Origin of the sequence: Nocardia elegans NBRC 108235, assembly GCF_001612845.1 — a bacterium.
Lineage (GTDB): Bacteria > Actinomycetota > Actinomycetes > Mycobacteriales > Mycobacteriaceae > Nocardia > Nocardia nova.
This window is the reverse complement of sequence record NZ_BDBF01000028.1, coordinates 89,615-107,268: the sequence shown is the minus strand read 5'-3', so window position 1 is coordinate 107,268 and position 17,654 is coordinate 89,615. Positions and strand designations below refer to the sequence as shown.

At 69.0% G+C, this 17,654-nt stretch carries 16 protein-coding genes and 1 pseudogene; 12 read left to right on the top strand and 5 right to left on the bottom strand.

Features of this window, described 5'->3' with window-relative positions; translation table 11 throughout:
- Positions 1–123 precede the first annotated feature (123 nt).
- Genes NE2_RS20540 through NE2_RS20530 form a run of 3 tightly spaced genes read left to right on the top strand, consistent with a single transcriptional unit; the run spans position 124 to position 3,361 of the window.
- Positions 124–2,370, top strand: coding sequence for a glycosyl hydrolase family 65 domain-containing protein (locus tag NE2_RS20540; protein WP_063028517.1), 2,247 nt, complete (start codon positions 124–126; stop codon positions 2,368–2,370).
- A gap of 59 nt (positions 2,371–2,429) precedes the next feature.
- Positions 2,430–2,660 carry a hypothetical protein gene (locus NE2_RS20535; RefSeq protein WP_063028515.1) on the top strand — a complete coding sequence of 77 codons (231 nt, stop codon included), beginning with the start codon at positions 2,430–2,432 and terminating at the stop codon, positions 2,658–2,660.
- Positions 2,657–3,361 carry an MBL fold metallo-hydrolase gene (locus NE2_RS20530; protein ID WP_063028513.1) on the top strand — a complete coding sequence of 235 codons (705 nt, stop codon included), beginning with the start codon at positions 2,657–2,659 and terminating at the stop codon, positions 3,359–3,361. The genes NE2_RS20535 and NE2_RS20530 overlap by 4 nt, the downstream gene beginning before the upstream one ends.
- A 32-nt stretch (positions 3,362–3,393) precedes the next feature.
- Here NE2_RS20530 and NE2_RS20525 read toward each other — a convergent pair whose 3' ends face one another.
- Positions 3,394–4,356, bottom strand: coding sequence for an acyl-ACP desaturase (locus tag NE2_RS20525; RefSeq protein ID WP_063028511.1), 963 nt, complete (start codon positions 4,354–4,356; stop codon positions 3,394–3,396).
- 413 nt (positions 4,357–4,769) lie between these two features.
- On the opposite strand from NE2_RS20525, the pseudogene NE2_RS37210 reads away from it, so the two are divergent.
- The 3 genes and pseudogenes from NE2_RS37210 to NE2_RS20515 form a co-directional block, all read left to right on the top strand.
- Positions 4,770–6,377, top strand: a pseudogene (locus NE2_RS37210) (MFS transporter); the annotation flags it as partial.
- Positions 6,378–6,506: 129 nt separating this feature from the next.
- Positions 6,507–7,340 carry an MSCRAMM family protein gene (locus NE2_RS37205; RefSeq protein ID WP_228817037.1) on the top strand — a complete coding sequence of 278 codons (834 nt, stop codon included), beginning with the start codon at positions 6,507–6,509 and terminating at the stop codon, positions 7,338–7,340.
- A 519-nt stretch (positions 7,341–7,859) separates the two neighbouring features.
- Positions 7,860–8,195 (top strand): hypothetical protein, encoded by a 336-nt coding sequence (locus NE2_RS20515; protein ID WP_063012843.1) that lies wholly within the window; start codon positions 7,860–7,862, stop codon positions 8,193–8,195.
- An 89-nt stretch (positions 8,196–8,284) separates the two neighbouring features.
- Here the strand turns inward: NE2_RS20515 and NE2_RS20510 are convergent, their stop codons facing one another.
- Both NE2_RS20510 and NE2_RS20505 read right to left on the bottom strand, forming a co-directional pair.
- Positions 8,285–8,755, bottom strand: coding sequence for a hypothetical protein (locus tag NE2_RS20510; protein WP_030513711.1), 471 nt, complete (start codon positions 8,753–8,755; stop codon positions 8,285–8,287).
- An 89-nt stretch (positions 8,756–8,844) separates the two neighbouring features.
- Positions 8,845–9,540 (bottom strand): MerR family transcriptional regulator, encoded by a 696-nt coding sequence (locus NE2_RS20505; RefSeq protein ID WP_063028559.1) that lies wholly within the window; start codon positions 9,538–9,540, stop codon positions 8,845–8,847.
- Between the two features lie 114 nt (positions 9,541–9,654).
- Between NE2_RS20505 and NE2_RS20500 the strand changes: the two genes are divergently transcribed.
- The 3 genes from NE2_RS20500 (at position 9,655) to NE2_RS20490 (ending at position 13,653) form a co-directional block, all read left to right on the top strand.
- On the top strand, positions 9,655–10,863 hold the full coding sequence (locus tag NE2_RS20500; RefSeq protein ID WP_063028509.1) for an erythromycin esterase family protein: 1,209 nt from the start codon (positions 9,655–9,657) through the stop codon (positions 10,861–10,863).
- Between the two features lie 107 nt (positions 10,864–10,970).
- Entirely contained in the window at positions 10,971–12,128 is a 1,158-nt protein-coding gene (locus NE2_RS20495) for a PucR family transcriptional regulator (protein WP_063028507.1), read from the top strand.
- 88 nt (positions 12,129–12,216) lie between these two features.
- Positions 12,217–13,653 (top strand): lipase family protein, encoded by a 1,437-nt coding sequence (locus NE2_RS20490; protein WP_167356762.1) that lies wholly within the window; start codon positions 12,217–12,219, stop codon positions 13,651–13,653.
- Positions 13,654–13,694: 41 nt separating this feature from the next.
- On the opposite strand, the gene NE2_RS20485 is transcribed toward NE2_RS20490, so the two are convergent.
- The gene (locus tag NE2_RS20485; protein ID WP_063028506.1) at positions 13,695–14,087 is read right to left on the bottom strand and encodes a hypothetical protein; all 393 of its coding nucleotides are present in this window, start codon (positions 14,085–14,087) and stop codon (positions 13,695–13,697) included.
- Positions 14,088–14,325: 238 nt separating this feature from the next.
- On the opposite strand from NE2_RS20485, the gene NE2_RS20480 reads away from it, so the two are divergent.
- From NE2_RS20480 to NE2_RS20470, 3 genes are read left to right on the top strand one after another with little or no spacing between them, the layout of a single operon-like run.
- Complete coding sequence (locus NE2_RS20480; protein ID WP_228816936.1) at positions 14,326–14,997, top strand: response regulator transcription factor; 672 nt, start codon at positions 14,326–14,328, stop codon at positions 14,995–14,997.
- Complete coding sequence (locus tag NE2_RS20475) at positions 14,967–16,184, top strand: sensor histidine kinase (protein ID WP_084494188.1); 1,218 nt, start codon at positions 14,967–14,969, stop codon at positions 16,182–16,184. The genes NE2_RS20480 and NE2_RS20475 overlap by 31 nt, the downstream gene beginning before the upstream one ends.
- Positions 16,181–17,224, top strand: coding sequence for a DUF8320 family protein (locus NE2_RS20470; protein WP_063028504.1), 1,044 nt, complete (start codon positions 16,181–16,183; stop codon positions 17,222–17,224). The genes NE2_RS20475 and NE2_RS20470 overlap by 4 nt, the downstream gene beginning before the upstream one ends.
- An 8-nt stretch (positions 17,225–17,232) precedes the next feature.
- On the opposite strand, the gene NE2_RS20465 is transcribed toward NE2_RS20470, so the two are convergent.
- Entirely contained in the window at positions 17,233–17,529 is a 297-nt protein-coding gene (locus tag NE2_RS20465; RefSeq protein WP_063028551.1) for a LuxR C-terminal-related transcriptional regulator, read from the bottom strand.
- Positions 17,530–17,654 lie beyond the last annotated feature (125 nt).

Sequence of the window (17,654 nt, the reverse complement as noted above, 5' to 3'; positions counted from 1 at the left end):
GGCCCGATATCGGACCGTGCCGCGCGTGTCGGGTTGACCACGCGACGGCCGGTTCCGACGATCGTCGGGGTGAGCCCGATCCGAAGGACGCCCGCTGCGCGGCGTCGGCGCTTGTGGCCGGTAGTGATCGTCGTCCTCGGTGTGGTGGCCGCACCGCCACCGGTGGCCACCGCGATCCCGGCGGACGAGCTGTGGTCCTCGACAGCGGAATCGTTCGCACCCGGCGATTTCCATACCGCGCCATATCTGGGCAACGGCCGGATCGGGACGGTGCTGCCGCCCAGCGGCGGCGGCTACCACGACTACGGCGACGCGGCGCGGACCTCCTTCCCGCTGCAGCAATCCCGTTATACCGGAACGTATTTGGCGGGCTTCTACGCGCAGGCCGCACTGTCACCGGAATACCTCCGGTCGCCGCAGTACACCCAGGTGATCGCGGCGCTGCCTGCGTGGACGGGGCTGGCCGTCGAAGTCGACGGTCACCGCTACGACGCGGACGTGGACCCGGCGACCGTGCACGACTACCGGCAGACGCTGGACTACCGCACCGCGACGGTGACCACCCGGGCCGACTGGACACCGGATCCCGAGCATCGGCTGCGGCTTCGCTACGACACCTTCGTCTCCCGCGACCGGCCGGATCTCGCGGTGCAGAAACTGACCGTCACACCCGAGCGCCCGGGCGAGCTCGCGGTCGTCGACCGGATCGACGGCGCGGCGGCGCGGCGGGTCGTCCCGGTGACGACGACGGCCGATCCGAGCAGCGGACGCACGGTGTCGGGAGTCCGCGCCGAGGGAACCTCCGATACGGCATTCGTGGTGTCGTCCGTCGATTCCCCGCCGCAGGCCGCGGGCACCGCGCTGCCCGGCGCCGACGGGATCCGCTATCTGCTGCCCGTCACCGGGAACGACAGCTACACCTTCACCGCCTACACCGGCATCTCCTCCACCGACTACGGATCCGATCCCCTGGCCGCCGCCACCGCCGCGGCCGAATCGGGCCGCGCCCAGGGGTTCGACGCCACGCATTCCGCCCACGCCGCGCAGTGGGATCGGTTGTGGCAGCCCGCCATCGAGACTCCGGGGCGCACCGACTACACCCGATGGATCCGCGCCGCGCTGTATTCCGTTCTGGCCAGCGTGCGCGCGGGCGAGCGCTGGTCGGTGCAACCGGCGGGACTGTCGTCCGACGACTACGGGGGCATGACGTTCTGGGATGCCGAGACCTGGATCTTCCCGACGCTGCTGGCGCTGTATCCGGACCTGGCTCGCACCGTGGTCGATTTCCGCGCCGCCGCACTGCCCGCCGCCCGGGCCAACGCCCGCGGCTACGGACTGCCCGGTGCGCTGTATCCCTGGGACGACGGGCCCGCGCAGCGCTGCGCCTCCCCGATCGGCTGCGGCCTGACCGAGGAACATCTGCACAACGAGATCGCCCTGGCCCAATGGCAGTACTACCTGGCCACCGGCGACAGCGACTGGCTGCGCACCCGCGGCGCGCCGGTGATCACCGCGATCGCCGACTACCTGACCGCGCGGATCGGGCCGAAAATGCCCGACGGTGCCTACCATTTCGCCCCGGCCGCCGGATCCGACGAGTACGTCACCTTCTCGGTCGACAACGCCCTCACCAACGGCGGCGTGCGCAACACGATGGACATCGCCGCCCGGGCCGCCGGACTCTCCGGTCTTCCCGTCGACCCGCGCTGGGCCGATATCGCAGCGCATATGGCGATGCCGCCCGATATCGCGCCGGGGGTGCCCGCCGAATATCTCGGCTACACCGGCGCCCCGATCAAACAGGCCGACACGGTGTTGCTCAGCTACCCGTTCACCTATGCGGCGCCCGGCTATTCGCCGGCCGCGACCACGCGGTACTACTTCGACCGCACCGATCCGGACGGCCCGAATATGAGCAACAGCGTCGGCGCGATCCTCAGTGCCCGCTACGACCCCTGTCGCACCCAGTACTACCTGGACCGATCCGTGCAGCCGTATGCCCGCGAACCGTACGGATTCCAGGCCGAGGCGCGCGGGGACCGGTCGGGCGCCAACGCGCAGGGGCAGTCGGCGTGGATCTTCGTCACCGGTGCCGCGGGATTCCTGCAGGGACTGCTCTACGCACCGCTCGGATTGCGCTGGACCGAGAGCGGCCCGTCCATCGATCCGATGCTGCCCGGCGGCTTCCCCGACGGCCTGACCATGCGCGGCCTGGCGATCGGCGCCACCCGGGCGACCGTTCACATCACGCCCGCGAACACCACGCTGACCCTCATCTCGGGCGACCCGATCACCCTGCAGACGCCGGGCGGCCCCGTCGAACTGGTTCCCGGACAACCCCTTTCGATCCCCACCCGCGCCGCGTGCTGAGACGTACAGCGGATGTGCGACAGCGCCACCGGCGGGCCCCTCGCGACGGAGCGGCCCAGGTGAGCGGTGCGCGGTTGCGCGATGCGGCAACCACAACCACCATCGCCGGTGTGCAGAACCACTTCGACCTCGGCGACCCGCAGCACCGGGTCACCACACTCCGCCGCAACGCGGCACCCGACACCGCAGTCGTCCCGCGCTCGCCGAGCGCGCGGACGCGGGAGAAGACCGCCGCCGGCCGGTCGCGGCCGGCCGGTGAACAGCACGAGCGCGGGAGGATCGCCGCATGAGCGCCATCGAGCAGGTCGCCGATTCGGTGTACGTGGTGGCCGGAACCAACGTCAACTGGTCGCTGATCACCGGCGATTCCGGCGTGGTCCTCGTCGACGCCGGCTATCCGCGCGATACCGGCGCGGTACTCGACTCGCTCCGCCGGATCGGCCACGAACCGGCCGATCTGGTGGCGATTCTGCTGACCCACGCCCACCTCGACCACATCGGCGCCATCCCGACCCTGGTCGAACGCACGGGTGTGCCGGTCTACACGGGCGCGGACGAGGCCGCGCACGCGCGCCGCGAATATCTGCAGCAGATCACTCCCGTGGACATGGCCCGCCAGCTCGGCACTCCCGGTGGACCGCGGTGGGTGTTCCAGACACTGCGCGCGCTGGGCGGCCACGTCCGCATGAGCGTCCCCACCGCCACCACCTACGACGAGAACACCCTGCGGCAGTTGCCCGGCGGTATCGTGGCCGTCCCGACGCCGGGGCACACCACCGGCCACACCGCCTACCTCATGCCCGACGAGGGCATCCTGTTCAGTGGCGACGCCCTGGTCACCGGCCATCCACTACTTCCCGACACCGGACTCCAAGCACTACCCGAGGTCTTCAACCACGACGAGACACAGACCCATACCACCGCGGAATCCTTGATCGCCCACCGGCCGCGGCTGCTGATACCGGGCCACGGAAAACCCTTGGCCCGCTGATCTCACCGGCCCAACCGATTTCACCGGCCCGGCTACACCCGCGCCGGATCCCGGTTCTCCGCCTTGGCCGCCTCCCGGGCCAGGATGCGCGCCCGCTGCTCCTCGAAGCGCACGACGTCGCGGCCGAGCTTGTCGAGATAGTCGGCGAGCTCCTGGCGGGCGCGCTCGCCCCGCTCGGTGAAATCGGTGCGGCCGAAGACATTCCAGTGCCGCAGCACCGGGTTGAGCACCTCGTCGAGATGCTGGCGCAGATCGTAGATGCCGTGCTTGACCATCAGCACACCGTTGCGCCGCCAGTTCGGCATTCCGGTGCCGGGCATGGCGAAATTCTTCGCGATCTCGGTGACCGATTCCATCGCCTGATCCGGCGCCAGATCGAACGCCGCCGCCGCGATCGACCGGTAGAAGATCATGTGCAGATTCTCGTCGGCCGCGATCCGCGCGAGCATGTGGTCGGCGATCGGATCGCCGCACACCCGGCCGGTGGAGCGGTGGCTGATGCGAGTGGCCAGCTCTTGGAACGTCACGTAGACGACCTGGTCGAGCATGCCGTGGAAGTACTCGGGCGCGTGCACGCCGCGCGTCATGTGCACCATCCGGTCCTGCTCCAGCGCCACCGGGTCGACCCCGCGGGTGACCACCAGATAATCGCGCATGGCGATGGCGTGACGGTTCTCCTCGGCGGTCCACCGCCCGACCCAGGTGCCCCAGGCGCCGTCGCGGGAGAAATGCTCGCTGATGGTCCGGTGATAGGAGGGCAGATTGTCCTCGGTGAGCAGATTGGTGATCATGGCGACCTTCGCCACCTCCGACAGACGAGACTGTTCGGGATCCCAATCGACACCGCCGAGTGCGGCGAAATTGCGGCCTTCGTCCCACGGCACATAATCGTGCGGATGCCATTCCTTGGCGGTGGCCAGATGCCGGTCCAATTGGTCCGCGACGACCGGCTCCAGTTCGGTGAGCAACTGCAACTGCGTCAAATCCTTTGGCATGCAATTCCTTTCGAGAAGGTAACCATCGGGTTTACGACACACAAGGGCGATCCGAGAGCAGTGTTGCGCGGCGATACGCTACCCGTCGACCTGTGGTTGCCGGAAGTTTCCGCCGCTGTGTCCCCGGTTCGAGCGCGCCGATCACGTCGCACACCGATTACATGCCCGCCGAATCAAACCTAGAGTCCGGACAATTCGGACGTGACATACTCCTCTTCAATTAGTTAGCCATCGCAACTATATTATTTGGAGACCCATTCCGTTTTCCTGTCGATGAGGGAGAGAACTTGGCTTCCGCCCAACCCGCCGAGGACCTGGATACCTCCGACATCCAGACCGTCGGCCGCCGGCTCCGGGTAGATCACGACCACCCGCACTACAAGTGGGTGGCACTGTCGAATACGACCCTCGGCATGTTGATGGTCACGATCAACTCGTCGATCGTGATCATCTCCCTGCCGGCGATCTTCCGCGGGATCCACCTCAATCCGCTCGAACCCGCCAACGTCAGCTACCTGCTGTGGATGCTGATGGGCTTCATGCTCACCTCCGCGGTGCTCGTGGTGATGTTCGGCCGCCTCGGCGACATGTTCGGCCGAGTGCGCATCTACAACCTCGGCTTCGTCATATTCACCGTCTGCGCGATAGCGCTGTCGTTCGATCCGTTCGATCTCGGCGGCGGTGCGATATGGCTGATCGCCTGGCGTGTGGCGCAAGGTGTCGGCGGCGCGATGCTGATGGCCAATTCGACGGCCATCCTCACCGACGCCTTCCCGGCCAGGCAGCGCGGCATGGCTCTGGGCATCAACCAGGTCGCGGCCGTGGCCGGTTCGTTCCTGGGTCTGCTGATCGGCGGTCTGCTGGCCGAATGGGACTGGAAGGCCATCTTCTGGGTCAGCGTGCCGTTCGGCATCCTCGGCACCATCTGGTCCTACAAGTCGCTGCGCGACAACGGCGCACGCACGCCCGGGTCGCTCGACATCCCGGGTACCGTCACCTTCGCCCTCGGCCTGACGGCGCTGCTGGCCGGTATCACCTACGGCATCCAGCCCTACGGCGACTCCAAGACCGGCTGGGGCAACCCGTGGGTGCTGACCGGAGTCATCGGCGGCATCGCCCTGCTCGTGCTGTTCTGCGTCATCGAGGCGAAGTCGCGCCAGCCCATGTTCCACCTGAGCCTGTTCCGCAACCGGACCTTCGCGCTGGGCAGTTTCGCGAGTCTGATGGCCTCGATCAGCCGCGGCGGCCTGCAGTTCATGCTCATCATCTGGTTGCAGGGAATCTGGCTGCCGCTGCACGGCTTCGACTTCGAATCGACGCCGCTGTGGGCCGGTATCTACATGCTGCCGCTGACCATCGGCTTCCTGGTCTCGGGACCGCTGTCCGGCTATCTGAGCGACCGTTTCGGCGGGCGGTTGTTCGCCACCGGTGGCCTGTTGCTCGCCGCGATCACCTTCGTCCTGCTGATCGTGATCCCGGTGAACTTCAACTACTGGCTGTTCGCCCTGATCATCCTGCTCAACGGCCTCGGCATGGGCATTTTCACCTCGCCGAACACCGCCGAGGTCATGTCGGCGGTCCCGGCCTCGCAGCGCGGCGTCGCCTCCGGTATGCGCGCGACGCTGATGAACGGCGGTATGGCGCTGTCGATCGGCATCTTCTTCTCGCTGATGATCGTCGGCCTGTCCGGCACCCTGCCCGGCGCGATGAATTCCGGGCTGAAGGACCAGGGCGTCCCCGCCGACGTCGCGGGACACATCGCGGATATGCCGCCGGTCGGCAGCCTGTTCGCGACCTTCCTCGGCTACAACCCGTTCAAGGAATTGCTCGGCCCGAGCGGCACATTGGACAAGCCGGGGGTGCACTCCGATGTGCTGACCGGCCAGGAGTTCTTCCCGCACCTGATCTCCGACCCGTTCCACTCGGGCTTGGTGGTGGTGTTTCTCGCCGCCGCGGTGATGATGCTGCTCGGTTCGATCGCGTCCTGGTTCGCCCGCGGCGACTACGTCGAACACGAGGCGCAGGAACTGGCCGAAGCGGCCGCCGCCGGTCTGGTCACCGATGCGGACGCCGAGGCCGAAACCGGCCGGCCGGCCGCCAACGGGCATGCCGTATCCGCCGGTCGCCACGCGCTCGCGGCCACCGCGGTGATGTCCGCGGCGGCTCCGCCCGCCCGGTCCCAGCGTTCGATCACCGGACGCGTGCTGCGCACCGACGGTCATCCGCTCGACGGTGTGGCGCTGACGCTCATCGATCAGCAGGGACATCAGGTCTCGCGGGCCACCGGTGATCCGCAGGGCGGCTACGTGATCGCTCCGCCGGCCCCCGGCAGCTACGTGCTGATCGTGTCGGCCCGCGGACAGCAGCCGACCGCGGTCACCGTCTCGGTCGACGGCCGGCCGCAACGCCTCGACGTCACACTGCACGGTTCGGGTGAGTTGTCCGGCTTCGTCCGCGCGGCGGGCCGGGCGGTTCCCGACGCGACCGTCACTCTCACCGATCTGCGTGGCCAGGTCGTCGGCGCGGCGGTCACCGATGCCGACGGCGGATACCTGTGCTCGGGTGTCGTGGGCGGCACCTACACACTCGTCGCGGTGGCCGCGCATCTGCGCCCGGCCGCCATGACGCTGACCGTGCCCGACAGCGGCGTCCTGCACCACGATGTGGAACTGACCCCGCTGGCCGTGCTCACCGGCGCGGTCCGGGCCGGCGACCGGGCGGTGCCCGACGCCCTGGTCACGGTGCTCGACGAGACCGGCGCGGTACTCGGCACCGCCCGCACCGACGGCGACGGCCGCTACACCGTGACCGACCTGACCGAAGGCACCCACACCGTGGTGGTTCGTGGCTACCCGCCGCGCGAGGGCCGGGTCGAGGTCGCCGGCGGCGCGGTCGAACACGATGTGCGGCTCGGCTACGACCTGCCCTCCGGCAGCGAAGTCACCGAACCGGACCCCTCGGAACCGGCATACGACCGGGACTGACCGAGATCGGCCGAGATCGTCGGCCTCCGCGTGGCTCCAGCACAGTGCGGTGCCGGGGCCACGCGTGTTTCGGCGCGAGGAGGCGGCACAGCAGGGATGCCGACCGCCATCTCGCTTCGAAATGGCGTGCGTAGCAACCTGATTCGCCGAACATTTCGGGCTGGACGCGACATCGGCGCGGCACTGCGGATGCACGGGACGGCGGCCGCCTCGGGTCGACATTTCCGACCCACGCCATCTGCGAAGAAGAGGGCATCCGGCGGCGATGAAAGTGCCCTGAACGCCTGTCCCCGTTGATCTTCGGCGCACTCCGCGGGGCGCCGAAAAATGGCCGCTACCTGCGCAGAACGATTTCCGCCTCAGCAAACTCGACCGGACACCCGGCCGCCGGTGCCGCAGCGGCTGCTTGTCACGGCACGAAAAACGCCGTTAAGCTCGAGTTTGCCAGAAAGATGCTGAGACTGAAGCTCCCTGGCCACCGAGTTCGCCCGCGTGTAGTCGACTCGAGGATGGACCGACATGACCTTCCTTGCCCTCGGATATCTGCGCAGAGATGTCTCGCGACGGCACCAGCATTGGGACGAGTCCCAAATCCGATGGCTGGCAGGGCGTCTGGGCTACAACCTGTGCAAGACCGTGGCACTGAGCAACCGCACCATCGATCCGATCCAGCAGTTGATCGACGCGGTGGTACGCCTCGATGCCGAGGCCGTGGTCGTTCCGAGCCTCGACCACTTCGCCGACCGGGTGATCCCCGCCGACCTCCTCGCGATCACCGACGTCATCACGGTGACCCCCGAACACACCTATGCGCGCTGGGCCGGCGGCGAACTACCCGAATTGCACGGCATTTGATCGGCCCGGAAAAACCCTGGTGCGCAATCGGTCCGGCTTCCGTCCATCGGAGTGCGGGCGAATTGCGCCACCGGGGTTCGTCGGCGGGATCAGCTGCCGGTGATCTGCTCGTAGTAGAAGAAGTGGTGGCCCTTCGCATCACAGGAGAAGCTGCCGTGGAACCCGACCGCACACGTCGACCCGGCGTGCGAGACCGCGGGTCCGGCCGTCGGCCCGGACCCGGCGCTCTGGCCGTAGGTCGAGATGTCCGGATTGCCGCCGGGCAGGGTATGCGGAGTCCCGGCATCGAACCCCGGATGCGCGGGCGCCCACGGCACGTCGATGACGACCTCGCGGACCGGGAAGGGCACCGGCACCGACACATTGCCGCCGAGCTGGATGGACATCCACGTCGGATCGGCGAGGTCGCATCCCACGCTGCCGTCGTCGGCGATCGAGCAGTTCAACCTCCCCGCGGAGAAGTACACGGGCCCGGGAGTGTCGGCGCCGGCCACGCCGCCGAACGCCAACGGCGCCGCCGCACCGGCCATCGCCAACGTACGCACGATCCATCGTTTCACGCTGCCTCCTTGGGTGTGATCATGTTCCTGACGTACCCATCGCCACACCGCCACAACCCATTACGGCGCGGCGCGACCGTCCGGGCCGGCTACCGGACCCGATCCACCTGCGTCAGGTACTCGTCGAGGCGAGCCGCGCCGGTCACGAGATGTCGGCTGCGGGTGGTCAGGCGATCCTGCCACGCATCGAGAAAGGTACTCAGCGCCTGCGCGCCGCCCGCCGCGCGCAACGACTCCAGGAACTGCGCGACCTGCGGCAACAGATAGCCGCCGCGACGCAGTTGCCTGGCGATATCGGCGTCGCGCACGCAGTCCGGGCCGTACCGGCGATAGCCCGTCACGCGGTCGCGTTCCGGGCGCAGGATGCCGTGAGTTTCCCAGGTACGCAAGGTAGCCGGGTGTACCCCGAGCCGGCGCGCGAGCTCGCCGACGGTCAGGGGCGGGCCGGGAACCGGTGTGGGCGCGGCGGACAGGCCGCTCAAGGCCGCGGCGACTTCGGTGCGAGTGCCGCGTTCGGTCAGCAGCGCGACATGCGCGGCGTCGATGAGCCGGTAGGCCGATTCGAGGTCGCCGCGATGGATCGAGCGCATGATCTCCGCGGCCTGCTGATGTCCGTGCCCGGTGCGAAGGGCGAGGAATGCGCTCAGCGCCAGCGCGTGCAACGCGGTGTAGCGACGATACCCGGCGTCTGTGCGCTCGGCCGGCGGCAGGATGCCCGCCTCGTCGTAATTGCGGATCGCCTGGGCGGACAATCCGTGTTCGCGGGCGAGATCGACGGGTCGCAGGATGTACCTCCGTTTGAGACTTCTACGGGTGTTTTTCCAGGTCGCTTCGGCAGAAGTTTCACTCGAACCTTCAACGATAGTGTCGAAGGTATTCGCTGCCGGAAAGGGGTATCCATGTCCACTGCCACCACACTGCGTGCCATCGGCCGCCCACTCGACGACCCGGTGAACCTGGGCCGCACCCTCGACGAACTGCTCGCCGCGTGCCCTGAGGCCCCGGCCCTGCTCGGCCTCGGCGAGCCGACCCACGGCATCGCGGCATTTCCGTTGCTGCGCAACGATATTCTGGCCCACCTCGTGCAGCGGGGATTCCGGTCGATCGCGCTGGAGATCGACTTCTTCGCCGCCACCCGCGTCGACGACTACGTCCGCGGCGCCACCGCGGATATCGACGAGGTCCTCGCCACCGGGTTCAGCCACGGCTTCGGCGTAATACCGGGCAATCGCGAACTCGTCGAATGGCTGCGCGCCTACAACACCGGCCGGTCGCCGGAGGATCGCGTGCACTGCTACGGCTTCGATGCACCGGTGGAGATCTCCGCGGCACCGAGTCCGCGACGTGCGCTGGCCGCGGTCGCCGACTCTCTGCCCGCGGCGCTGCGACCGGCATCGGCAGCCGACCTCGACGCCCTGGCCGGTGCGGATGCCGACTGGACGAACGAGGCGGCCATGTTCGACCCGGCCGCCTCCATCGGCAATTCCGACCGGGCCCGCGCCCTGCGCATCGTCGCCGACGACCTCGCCAGTGCCCTGCACCGCGCGGGTCCGGGCCTACGGCCGGCCGATCCGACCGGCTACGACCGGGCGGCCGACCATGCGCGCACCGCACAGGGCCTGCTGCGTTATCACGCGGCCATGGCGACCCCATCCACCGATCGCCTCGGCGACCTGCTGAGCCTGCGCGCCGAGATGATGGCCGCCAATCTGCTCACGATCGTCGAGCGGGAGCGGCATCGCGGGCCGAGTCTCGCCTTCGCGCACAATGCCCACCTCCAGCGCGCGCACTCCCCCGGCGAGGAGGCGCCCGGCTGGGGCGGAGCCGGAGCCCTCGTCGCCCTCAGCCTGGGAGCCCGCTACACGGTCGTGACGACCGACGGCGCCCCCGCCACCGATCCGGCCACCCTCCAGGGCGTGCTGGCACAGGCGACGACGCGCCGAACCCTTTTTCCCACAAGCGAATTGCGCGAGCACCTGCCCTCCGCGATCGCCACGGGCGAACCGATCGTCCTCGGCCACATCCCGCTGCGCCGGGCGGATCTCGACACCGCCGACGCCACCGTCTTCATCACCGACACCGACGGGAAGCAGGTCCGCTACTGGTAGCGGAACCTTCGGGTTCGAATCCGAACCGCAGGCCACCCCGGCCCGGGACCGATACCATCGAGCGAATGTTGTCGCCGTAATCGTCGCGCGGGACGGAGGGGCCTGCCATGACATCGCTACCGGGACCGGGAATCGATGAGCTGCACCGCAGCGTCGTGGCGATGGTGGACGGGTTCTACGCAGTGGTGCCACCGTATCCGCGGCTGCCGGAATCGTTGGTGGCAGCGGATTTCGCGCACGGGGTGAAACTCAACGTCGACCTGTTCTTCTGCTATCTGCGCACCGGGATCGAACCCGGCGAGAACGACACCGCCGATATGGTGCGGCTCGCGGTCGAACGGGTCCGCGACGGTGCGGCGGTCACCGATGTCCTGGACCGCTACCGGCTCGGGGCGGCGTTCGTCTGGGATCGCCTGCTCGACTCGGCGACGGCGAGCGACCGCGAACTGCTGCTCGCGGCGGCCGCGCCGCTGATGCGCTATCTCGGCCTGCTCACCCAGCGCATCGTGGCGGCCGCGGCCGACCGCGCGCACGATCCCCACATTGAGCTCATGGAACACCGGCGCGCGGTGACCGACGCCCTGCTCACCGGGCATGATCCGCAGCAATGGCCCGGGCGGACCACCGTCCGGCTCGCCGAGCGCTACCTGATCACGGTGTTCCGGCTGGGCTCCGATATCGGTGATACGGCGGCCGATCTGCGCCACCGGGTCGAATCGATGCCGGGAGTTCTTCTGCGGATGGACATGTCGGGCTGGGTCGCGCTGATTCCGCTGCCGCCGGGCGACGACGGCCGCGACACGACAGCGCTGCTGCGCACCCGCCTGCCCCGGAGAGCACCGGCGTACTGGGTGGGCACGGCGACCGCGGCCCGGCCCGACATACCGTCGGGCTACGCCGAGGCCCGGATCCTCGCCGAACTCGGACGCTGCCTCGACCGTGACGAAAACATCTGCCGCAGAAGTGATCTGCAGTTCGAATACACCGTCGCCGCCGGTGATGCCGCGCGGCCCGGGCTGGCGGCGATGCTGGAACCACTCGACACCCAGCCCGTCCTGGCGCGGACGCTCGAGCTGTTTCTGGCGACCGGCCTCAACCAGCTGGCCACCGCGCGCCGCCTCGACATCCACCGCAACACCGTCAACTATCGCCTGTGCCGGGTCCGGGATCTCATCGGGCTGGACCCGCAGAACCCCACCGAGGCGATGACCGTGGCCGCGGCCCTCACCGCACAGCGGCTGCAAGCACACCACTTCGCGCCCTGAGCGCGTTTGGGCACTTTTCCAAACGGCGCCGCGCCCGGCTGTCGAATTGCCGGTACCGGCGGTACCGGCGATGCGGTGTGCTGACAGGGTGGACAAGGACGTCACCGCGCACAGCATCCGCCCGTCTCGTCGTCGGCACGCACTGGTCGTGGCCGCCCTCGCGGTGGCCACCGTTCTGACGGTCGCCGGGGTCTCGACGGCGGCCCCGCCACCGGATCCGCAACCGTCGGTTCCGGTGAAACCGCCACTGCCGTTTCCGGTTCCGCCGCTGCCGCCCGAACTCGACCCGCAGTTCTATCACCCGGATCGGTCGATCGTGGACGGTAAGCAGCCGGGCGAGATCATCGCGGCCCGGCAGGTCCACCTCGCCTATCTCGGTGTACTGCCGTTCACCATGGATGCCTGGCAACTGTCGTTCCGCTCGACCGACACCCGCGGCCGCGCGATTCCCGCGGTCACCACGGTGATGAGACCGCACGACGACAGCCCCACACCCCGGCCCCTGCTGTCGTATCAGTTCGCCGAGGACTCGCTCGGACAGTACTGCCGCCCTTCGTATCTGAGCCAGGTGGGCTCGCTCGGCCCGCTCGCCGGCTCCGCCGAAACCAGTAGCCTGTTCGCGGTCCCGATCGCCGCCGCGCAGATGGGATGGGCGGTGGTCGTCACCGACACCGAGGGCGCCGACCAGGCCTTCGGCGCGGGTCCGCTCGAAGGCCGGGTCACGCTCGACGGTATCCGCGCCGCGGAGAATTTCGCCCCGATGGGCCTGGACGGACCGCAGACCCGGGTGGGGATGATGGGCTATTCCGGCGGCGCGCTGGCCACCGGGCACGCCGCCGAACTGCATCGTGACTACGCCCCGGAGCTGACCATCGCCGGCGCCGCCGAAGGCGGTATTCCCGCCGATGTCGGCGCGGCGCTGAAGATGGCGAGCACCAACGCCGGCGCGGGCATCGTCTTCGCCGGCGCGGTGGGGGCGAGCCGCGAATATCCCGAACTGGCAGACCTTTTCGACAAGTACCTCACACCCCTCGGCCGGGCGATCGTGGCCGCCGAACAGAACCTCTGCCAGGTTCCGACTTCCCTGGTCGTGCCGTTCGTCGACTACGACAGCCTCTTCACGATCGCGCACCCGCTCGACGAGCCGCGCGCGGTGGCGGTGATGAACGAGATCAAGATGGGCCATCACGTGCCCGATATGCCGATGTTCATGCTGCACGCCAACCCCGACTGGCTGCTCCCCGTCGGACCGGTCAACGATCTGGTCGCAACCTATTGCGCCGACCCCGCCGCCCGCATCCGGTACCTGCGCGACCATTTCAGCGAACACCTGACCCTCGACACGTTCGCGATCCCGCTGATGATCAAATTTCTCGCCGACCGCTTCGCCGGCATCCCCGCCCCGGAAGGCTGCGCCACCGAGGACGCCGGATCCGTGCTCCTCGCACCGGAACTCTGGACCACCCTCCTCCCCCAGATCGCCCCCTTCATGCTGAACCTGTTCGGCAAGCCCGTCGGTCAGTAGGGAATAGCAGGATCACACGACGGGGACGACCGCCGGAGCGCTCAGGACAGGATCGAGTGGACGTGGCGGTCCTGGAGGGCGTCGTGGGTGTGGGCGGCGAGCCAGGCGGCGAAATCCGTGTGGGCCGTGGGTGTTTGGTCGAAGAAGCCTGCGCTGACGAGGGTGTCGTCGCGCTCGATGACGACGTCGATCGTTTCCCCGCGCTGGGTGACCGCGAAGGCCGCCGCGGGGGTGCGGAGCAGGTGATGACGGCGTCCCGCATCCGAGGGGCGGATATCGCTGAGCGTCGCCGCGACGATGTCGACGACGTTGTCGTGCCGGCGGCGCAGGCGGCGCGGCACATCGGTGACGACCGTGTGCACGGCGAGAATCAGCTCGGCGAGATCGTCGAAATCCACCGTGACCGTGGGTACATGGCGCGGTTCTGCCGTCACGACAACCACGCCTCCTTCCTCGAACCTGGGGCGCTGCCATCCCATACCGCTCAGTCTGCCCCGCCGTGGCGAGTGCGTCAGTCGGCGTTTCGCACGACAACTGGTCAATTGTCCGTGAACGCCCGAACGGCCGGACGTAATGAATTACCCCGGCGGAGTGAATAACAATCATCATTCGTCGGCGGATTCGCGCGCCGAGACCGGCGTAGCCGGGCGCGGGTCGGCAACAGGAGGGGGCATGATGCGGGAGAATGTCGCGGACGGGGACCCCTATCGCATCGGTGTCGTCGAGGATCACCAGGTCACCATCGCCGGCCTGCGCCAGATACTCGCCGGTGAGCCCACCGTCACCATCGCGGCCACGGCCGCATCGGTAGCGGAATTGCTTTCCTTCACAACGGATCTGGGGCTCGTCGTCCTCGATCTGCGACTACCCGACGGCTCCTCCCCCGCCACCAATATCGAGCAACTGCGGGCCGCCGGCATCGAAACCCTCGTATTCACCTCCGGCGACGAACCGTTCCTGGTGCGCGCCGCCGCCCGGGCCGGCGTTCTCGGAGTCGTGCGGAAATCCGAACGCGACGAGGTGGTCGCCGCCGCGGTGCGCGACGCCGCGGCCGGCCGCCAGGTGCCGACGACGGAGTGGGCGGTCGCCATCGACTCCGACGAGAACTTCGCCACTGTCACCCTCAGCCCTCGCCAGCGCGACGTTCTCGCCCTGTACGCCTCGGGCGAATCGGCGGCCCGGGTCGCGCGGCTCACCGGCCTCACCGAAGACACCGTCAACGCCTATCTGGCCCGGATCCGGCAGAAGTACGCCGAGGCGGGGCGGCCGTCGCGCACCAAAACCGAACTGTTCAAACGTGCTCTGGAGGACGGGTGGCTGCCGATACCACGTCGACGCCGGTAGCTCCGGACGCCGGTCACCCACGGACGACGGTAGGCCCGGCGGAGGACCGCATCACCCGGTTGTTCGCCCGCTTCCTCTCCTCCGGTTATGTGGCCTATCTGTTCCTGATGGCCGCGACCATCTCCAGCCAAGCCGACGATCTGGCCCTCTGGTGGACGGTGCTCGCGGTGGGCGTCGTCTACGGCCCGGCGATCGTGACGGGCCTGTTCTCGTTTCATTCCGACCTCCGGTGGCTCCGCGCGACCGCCGCCGTCACCGCGCTCGGTTTCGTGGCCGCGGCCGTCCTGTGGCCCGTGGCGTGGAACGGCGAACTGCTGCGCGCCGATGCGTGGATCTCCACCATTCCCGGCCTGGCCGGACTGTCCGCGGCGCTGGTCTGGCCGGCGGGCCGGACGGTGGCCGTCCTGCTCGCGGCGGTGGTTCCGGTCCAGCTCATCAACCATGTCTGCCGCGCGCCCGGCCACAACGGCCGCTTCGTCCCGGATCTGATGTTCGCGATCAGCTTCTGCCTGCTCTTCGTCGCCGCCGGGCTGATGGCGATGCGCACCGGACGGATTCTGGACGCGACCAGGACCGAAGCCCACGAGGCCGCGGCCGCCGCCGCGGCAGCCACCGCGCGCATCGTGCAACGCGCCCGCTTCAACGCCCTGCTGCACGACTGGGTGATGTCGACATTGCTGGCGGCCGCGCGAGGGACGCAGCGGTCGGAGGTGCGCCACCAGGCCGAACTGGCGCTGGCCAAGCTCGACGACGTGGGTTCCGAAGGCGCGCAGCGCTTTACGGCGTCGACGGCCGCCGCGCACATTCGCACCGCGGTCGCCGATGTCGACGACCGGCTGCCGGTCACGGTGAGCGAGGACGCGGCCACCGGCGACCGCTACTTCCCCGCCGAACCGATACAGATCCTCGGTGCGGCCGTCGCGGAAGCCGTGCGCAACAGCGTCATTCACGCCGGAGCACACGCCGCGCGCACGGTGAGCCTGCGATTCGCCGACGGCCGGATCGAGGTCACCGTGGCCGACGACGGCCGCGGATTCGATCCGGCGAAGGTTCCGGCCCACCGCCTCGGGCTGGCCGTCAGCATCGTGGAGCGGGTGCGCCGCCTGCCCGGCGGCGACGTCGAGGTGCGGAGCCGTCCGGGCGCGGGCACCCGGATTCACCTGTCCTGGCAGGCGGACGAGCGATGAGCGCCGCCACCGGTCCGGTGCGCGATGCTCGCACCCTGCTCGGTATGGACACCCGGCCGGCCTGGCTGATCGCGGCCTTCTACCTGATTTCGGAAGCGGCACTGAGTCTTTCGTCCGCACAACAGACCCGTCACCTGTGGCCGGTACCGACCGGATTGGCCATCACCGCCGCGGCGACCGCGGCACTGTTGCGCATCCGCCCCGATCCGCTGCCCCTGCCCGCCACCGCCGCGCTGGCCGCCTCGATTCCGGCGACAGCCGCTCTGACCCTGTTCAACCTGCCGATACCCCCGACCTCGGTCGCGCAACTGTGGTCGTTCGGGGCCGGCACCGTGACCGCGACCTTCATGTGCGTGCGCGGACGCACGGGAGCCGCGTGGGCCGGTCTGCTGTCGCTGATCGCCACCTCCGCCGTGTGGTCGTGGCAGAGCGGACAGGGATTCGGTCACGGCGTGGCGATTTCGGTGATCAACCTGGGCCCGCTGATGATGGCGACCTTCTTCGCCTACACCCTGCGCCCGGCGGCCCGGGCCATTTTCCGGTTGCGGGAGGAGTCGACGCGGCAGGTGGGCTCCGAAGCCGCCGCGGCCGCCGCACTCGACGAACGACGAGCCCAGGTCCAGCGCCTGGACGATATGGTCCGCCCCATCCTCGAACGAGTCGCGGGCCCCCAGCCCCTCGACGAGCGCACCCGCGAGGACTGCCGGCTGATCGAGGCACATCTGCGCGATACGCTGCGAGCCCCCGCACTCGCCACCGAACCGATCACAACAGCCGCGCGCCACGCGCGGTTGCGCGGCGTCGACGTCGTCCTGATCGACGACCACGGCCTCGACGACCTTCCCGCCGCCACCCGCCGACGGGTACTCGGTACCGTCGCCGCAGAGCTGACCACCGCGTCCGCCGGGACGGCTCACGTTCGAATCCTGCCGCCGCACAGGGCGATTCTGGCCACCATCGTCGTCAACGATCCCCGCTCCGGCATCCGCCGGATCGAGATCGACACGCCGGCACGCCCGGCACTGCGACCCGATCCGTAACCGCGAGCTCAGATGTCGTCGAGGCTCAGATACCCGTCCTGCAGCGCGCGTGCCAGCAGCGCGGCCTTCGTCGGCGCCGGCCGACCGGCCGCGCGGTACTTCTCCCGGATCCGGGCGAGGTGCGTGTTGACCGTTCCGGGCGCGATGAACAGTGTGCGGCAGACCTCGCCTTTGGTCTCCCCGAGGATCCACGCGAGCAGTACTTCCACTTCCCTGGCGCTGAGCTGCGGCCGTGGTTCCGAGGCAGCGGCGGGCGCTGTGCGATCGGCGATCGCGTGGGCGAGACAGGCCGGAACCGGCGACAATTCGGACACGATGTCTTCCTGTTCTGCAGAAGCCGACGGCGTCGCCGTCCCCGGCGACGTGTGTGTGGACACGCTACGCAGTTGCCGGGCCGCCCGGCAGGTTCCAGTTGCTCGACCCGAGAACT

Bases quoted from the DNA above. Each gene is read 5' to 3' on its own strand.
- NE2_RS20530 (WP_063028513.1), top strand. From the start codon at position 2,657: ATGAGCGCCATCGAGCAGGTCGCCGATTCGGTGTACGTGGTGGCCGGA.
- NE2_RS20525 (WP_063028511.1), bottom strand. From the start codon at position 4,356: ATGCCAAAGGATTTGACGCAGTTGCAGTTGCTCACCGAACTGGAGCCG.
- NE2_RS37205 (WP_228817037.1), top strand. From the start codon at position 6,507: ATGTCCGCGGCGGCTCCGCCCGCCCGGTCCCAGCGTTCGATCACCGGA.
- NE2_RS20515 (WP_063012843.1), top strand. From the start codon at position 7,860: ATGACCTTCCTTGCCCTCGGATATCTGCGCAGAGATGTCTCGCGACGG.
- NE2_RS20500 (WP_063028509.1), top strand. From the start codon at position 9,655: ATGTCCACTGCCACCACACTGCGTGCCATCGGCCGCCCACTCGACGAC.
- NE2_RS20495 (WP_063028507.1), top strand. From the start codon at position 10,971: ATGACATCGCTACCGGGACCGGGAATCGATGAGCTGCACCGCAGCGTC.
- NE2_RS20480 (WP_228816936.1), top strand. From the start codon at position 14,326: ATGATGCGGGAGAATGTCGCGGACGGGGACCCCTATCGCATCGGTGTC.
- NE2_RS20470 (WP_063028504.1), top strand. From the start codon at position 16,181: ATGAGCGCCGCCACCGGTCCGGTGCGCGATGCTCGCACCCTGCTCGGT.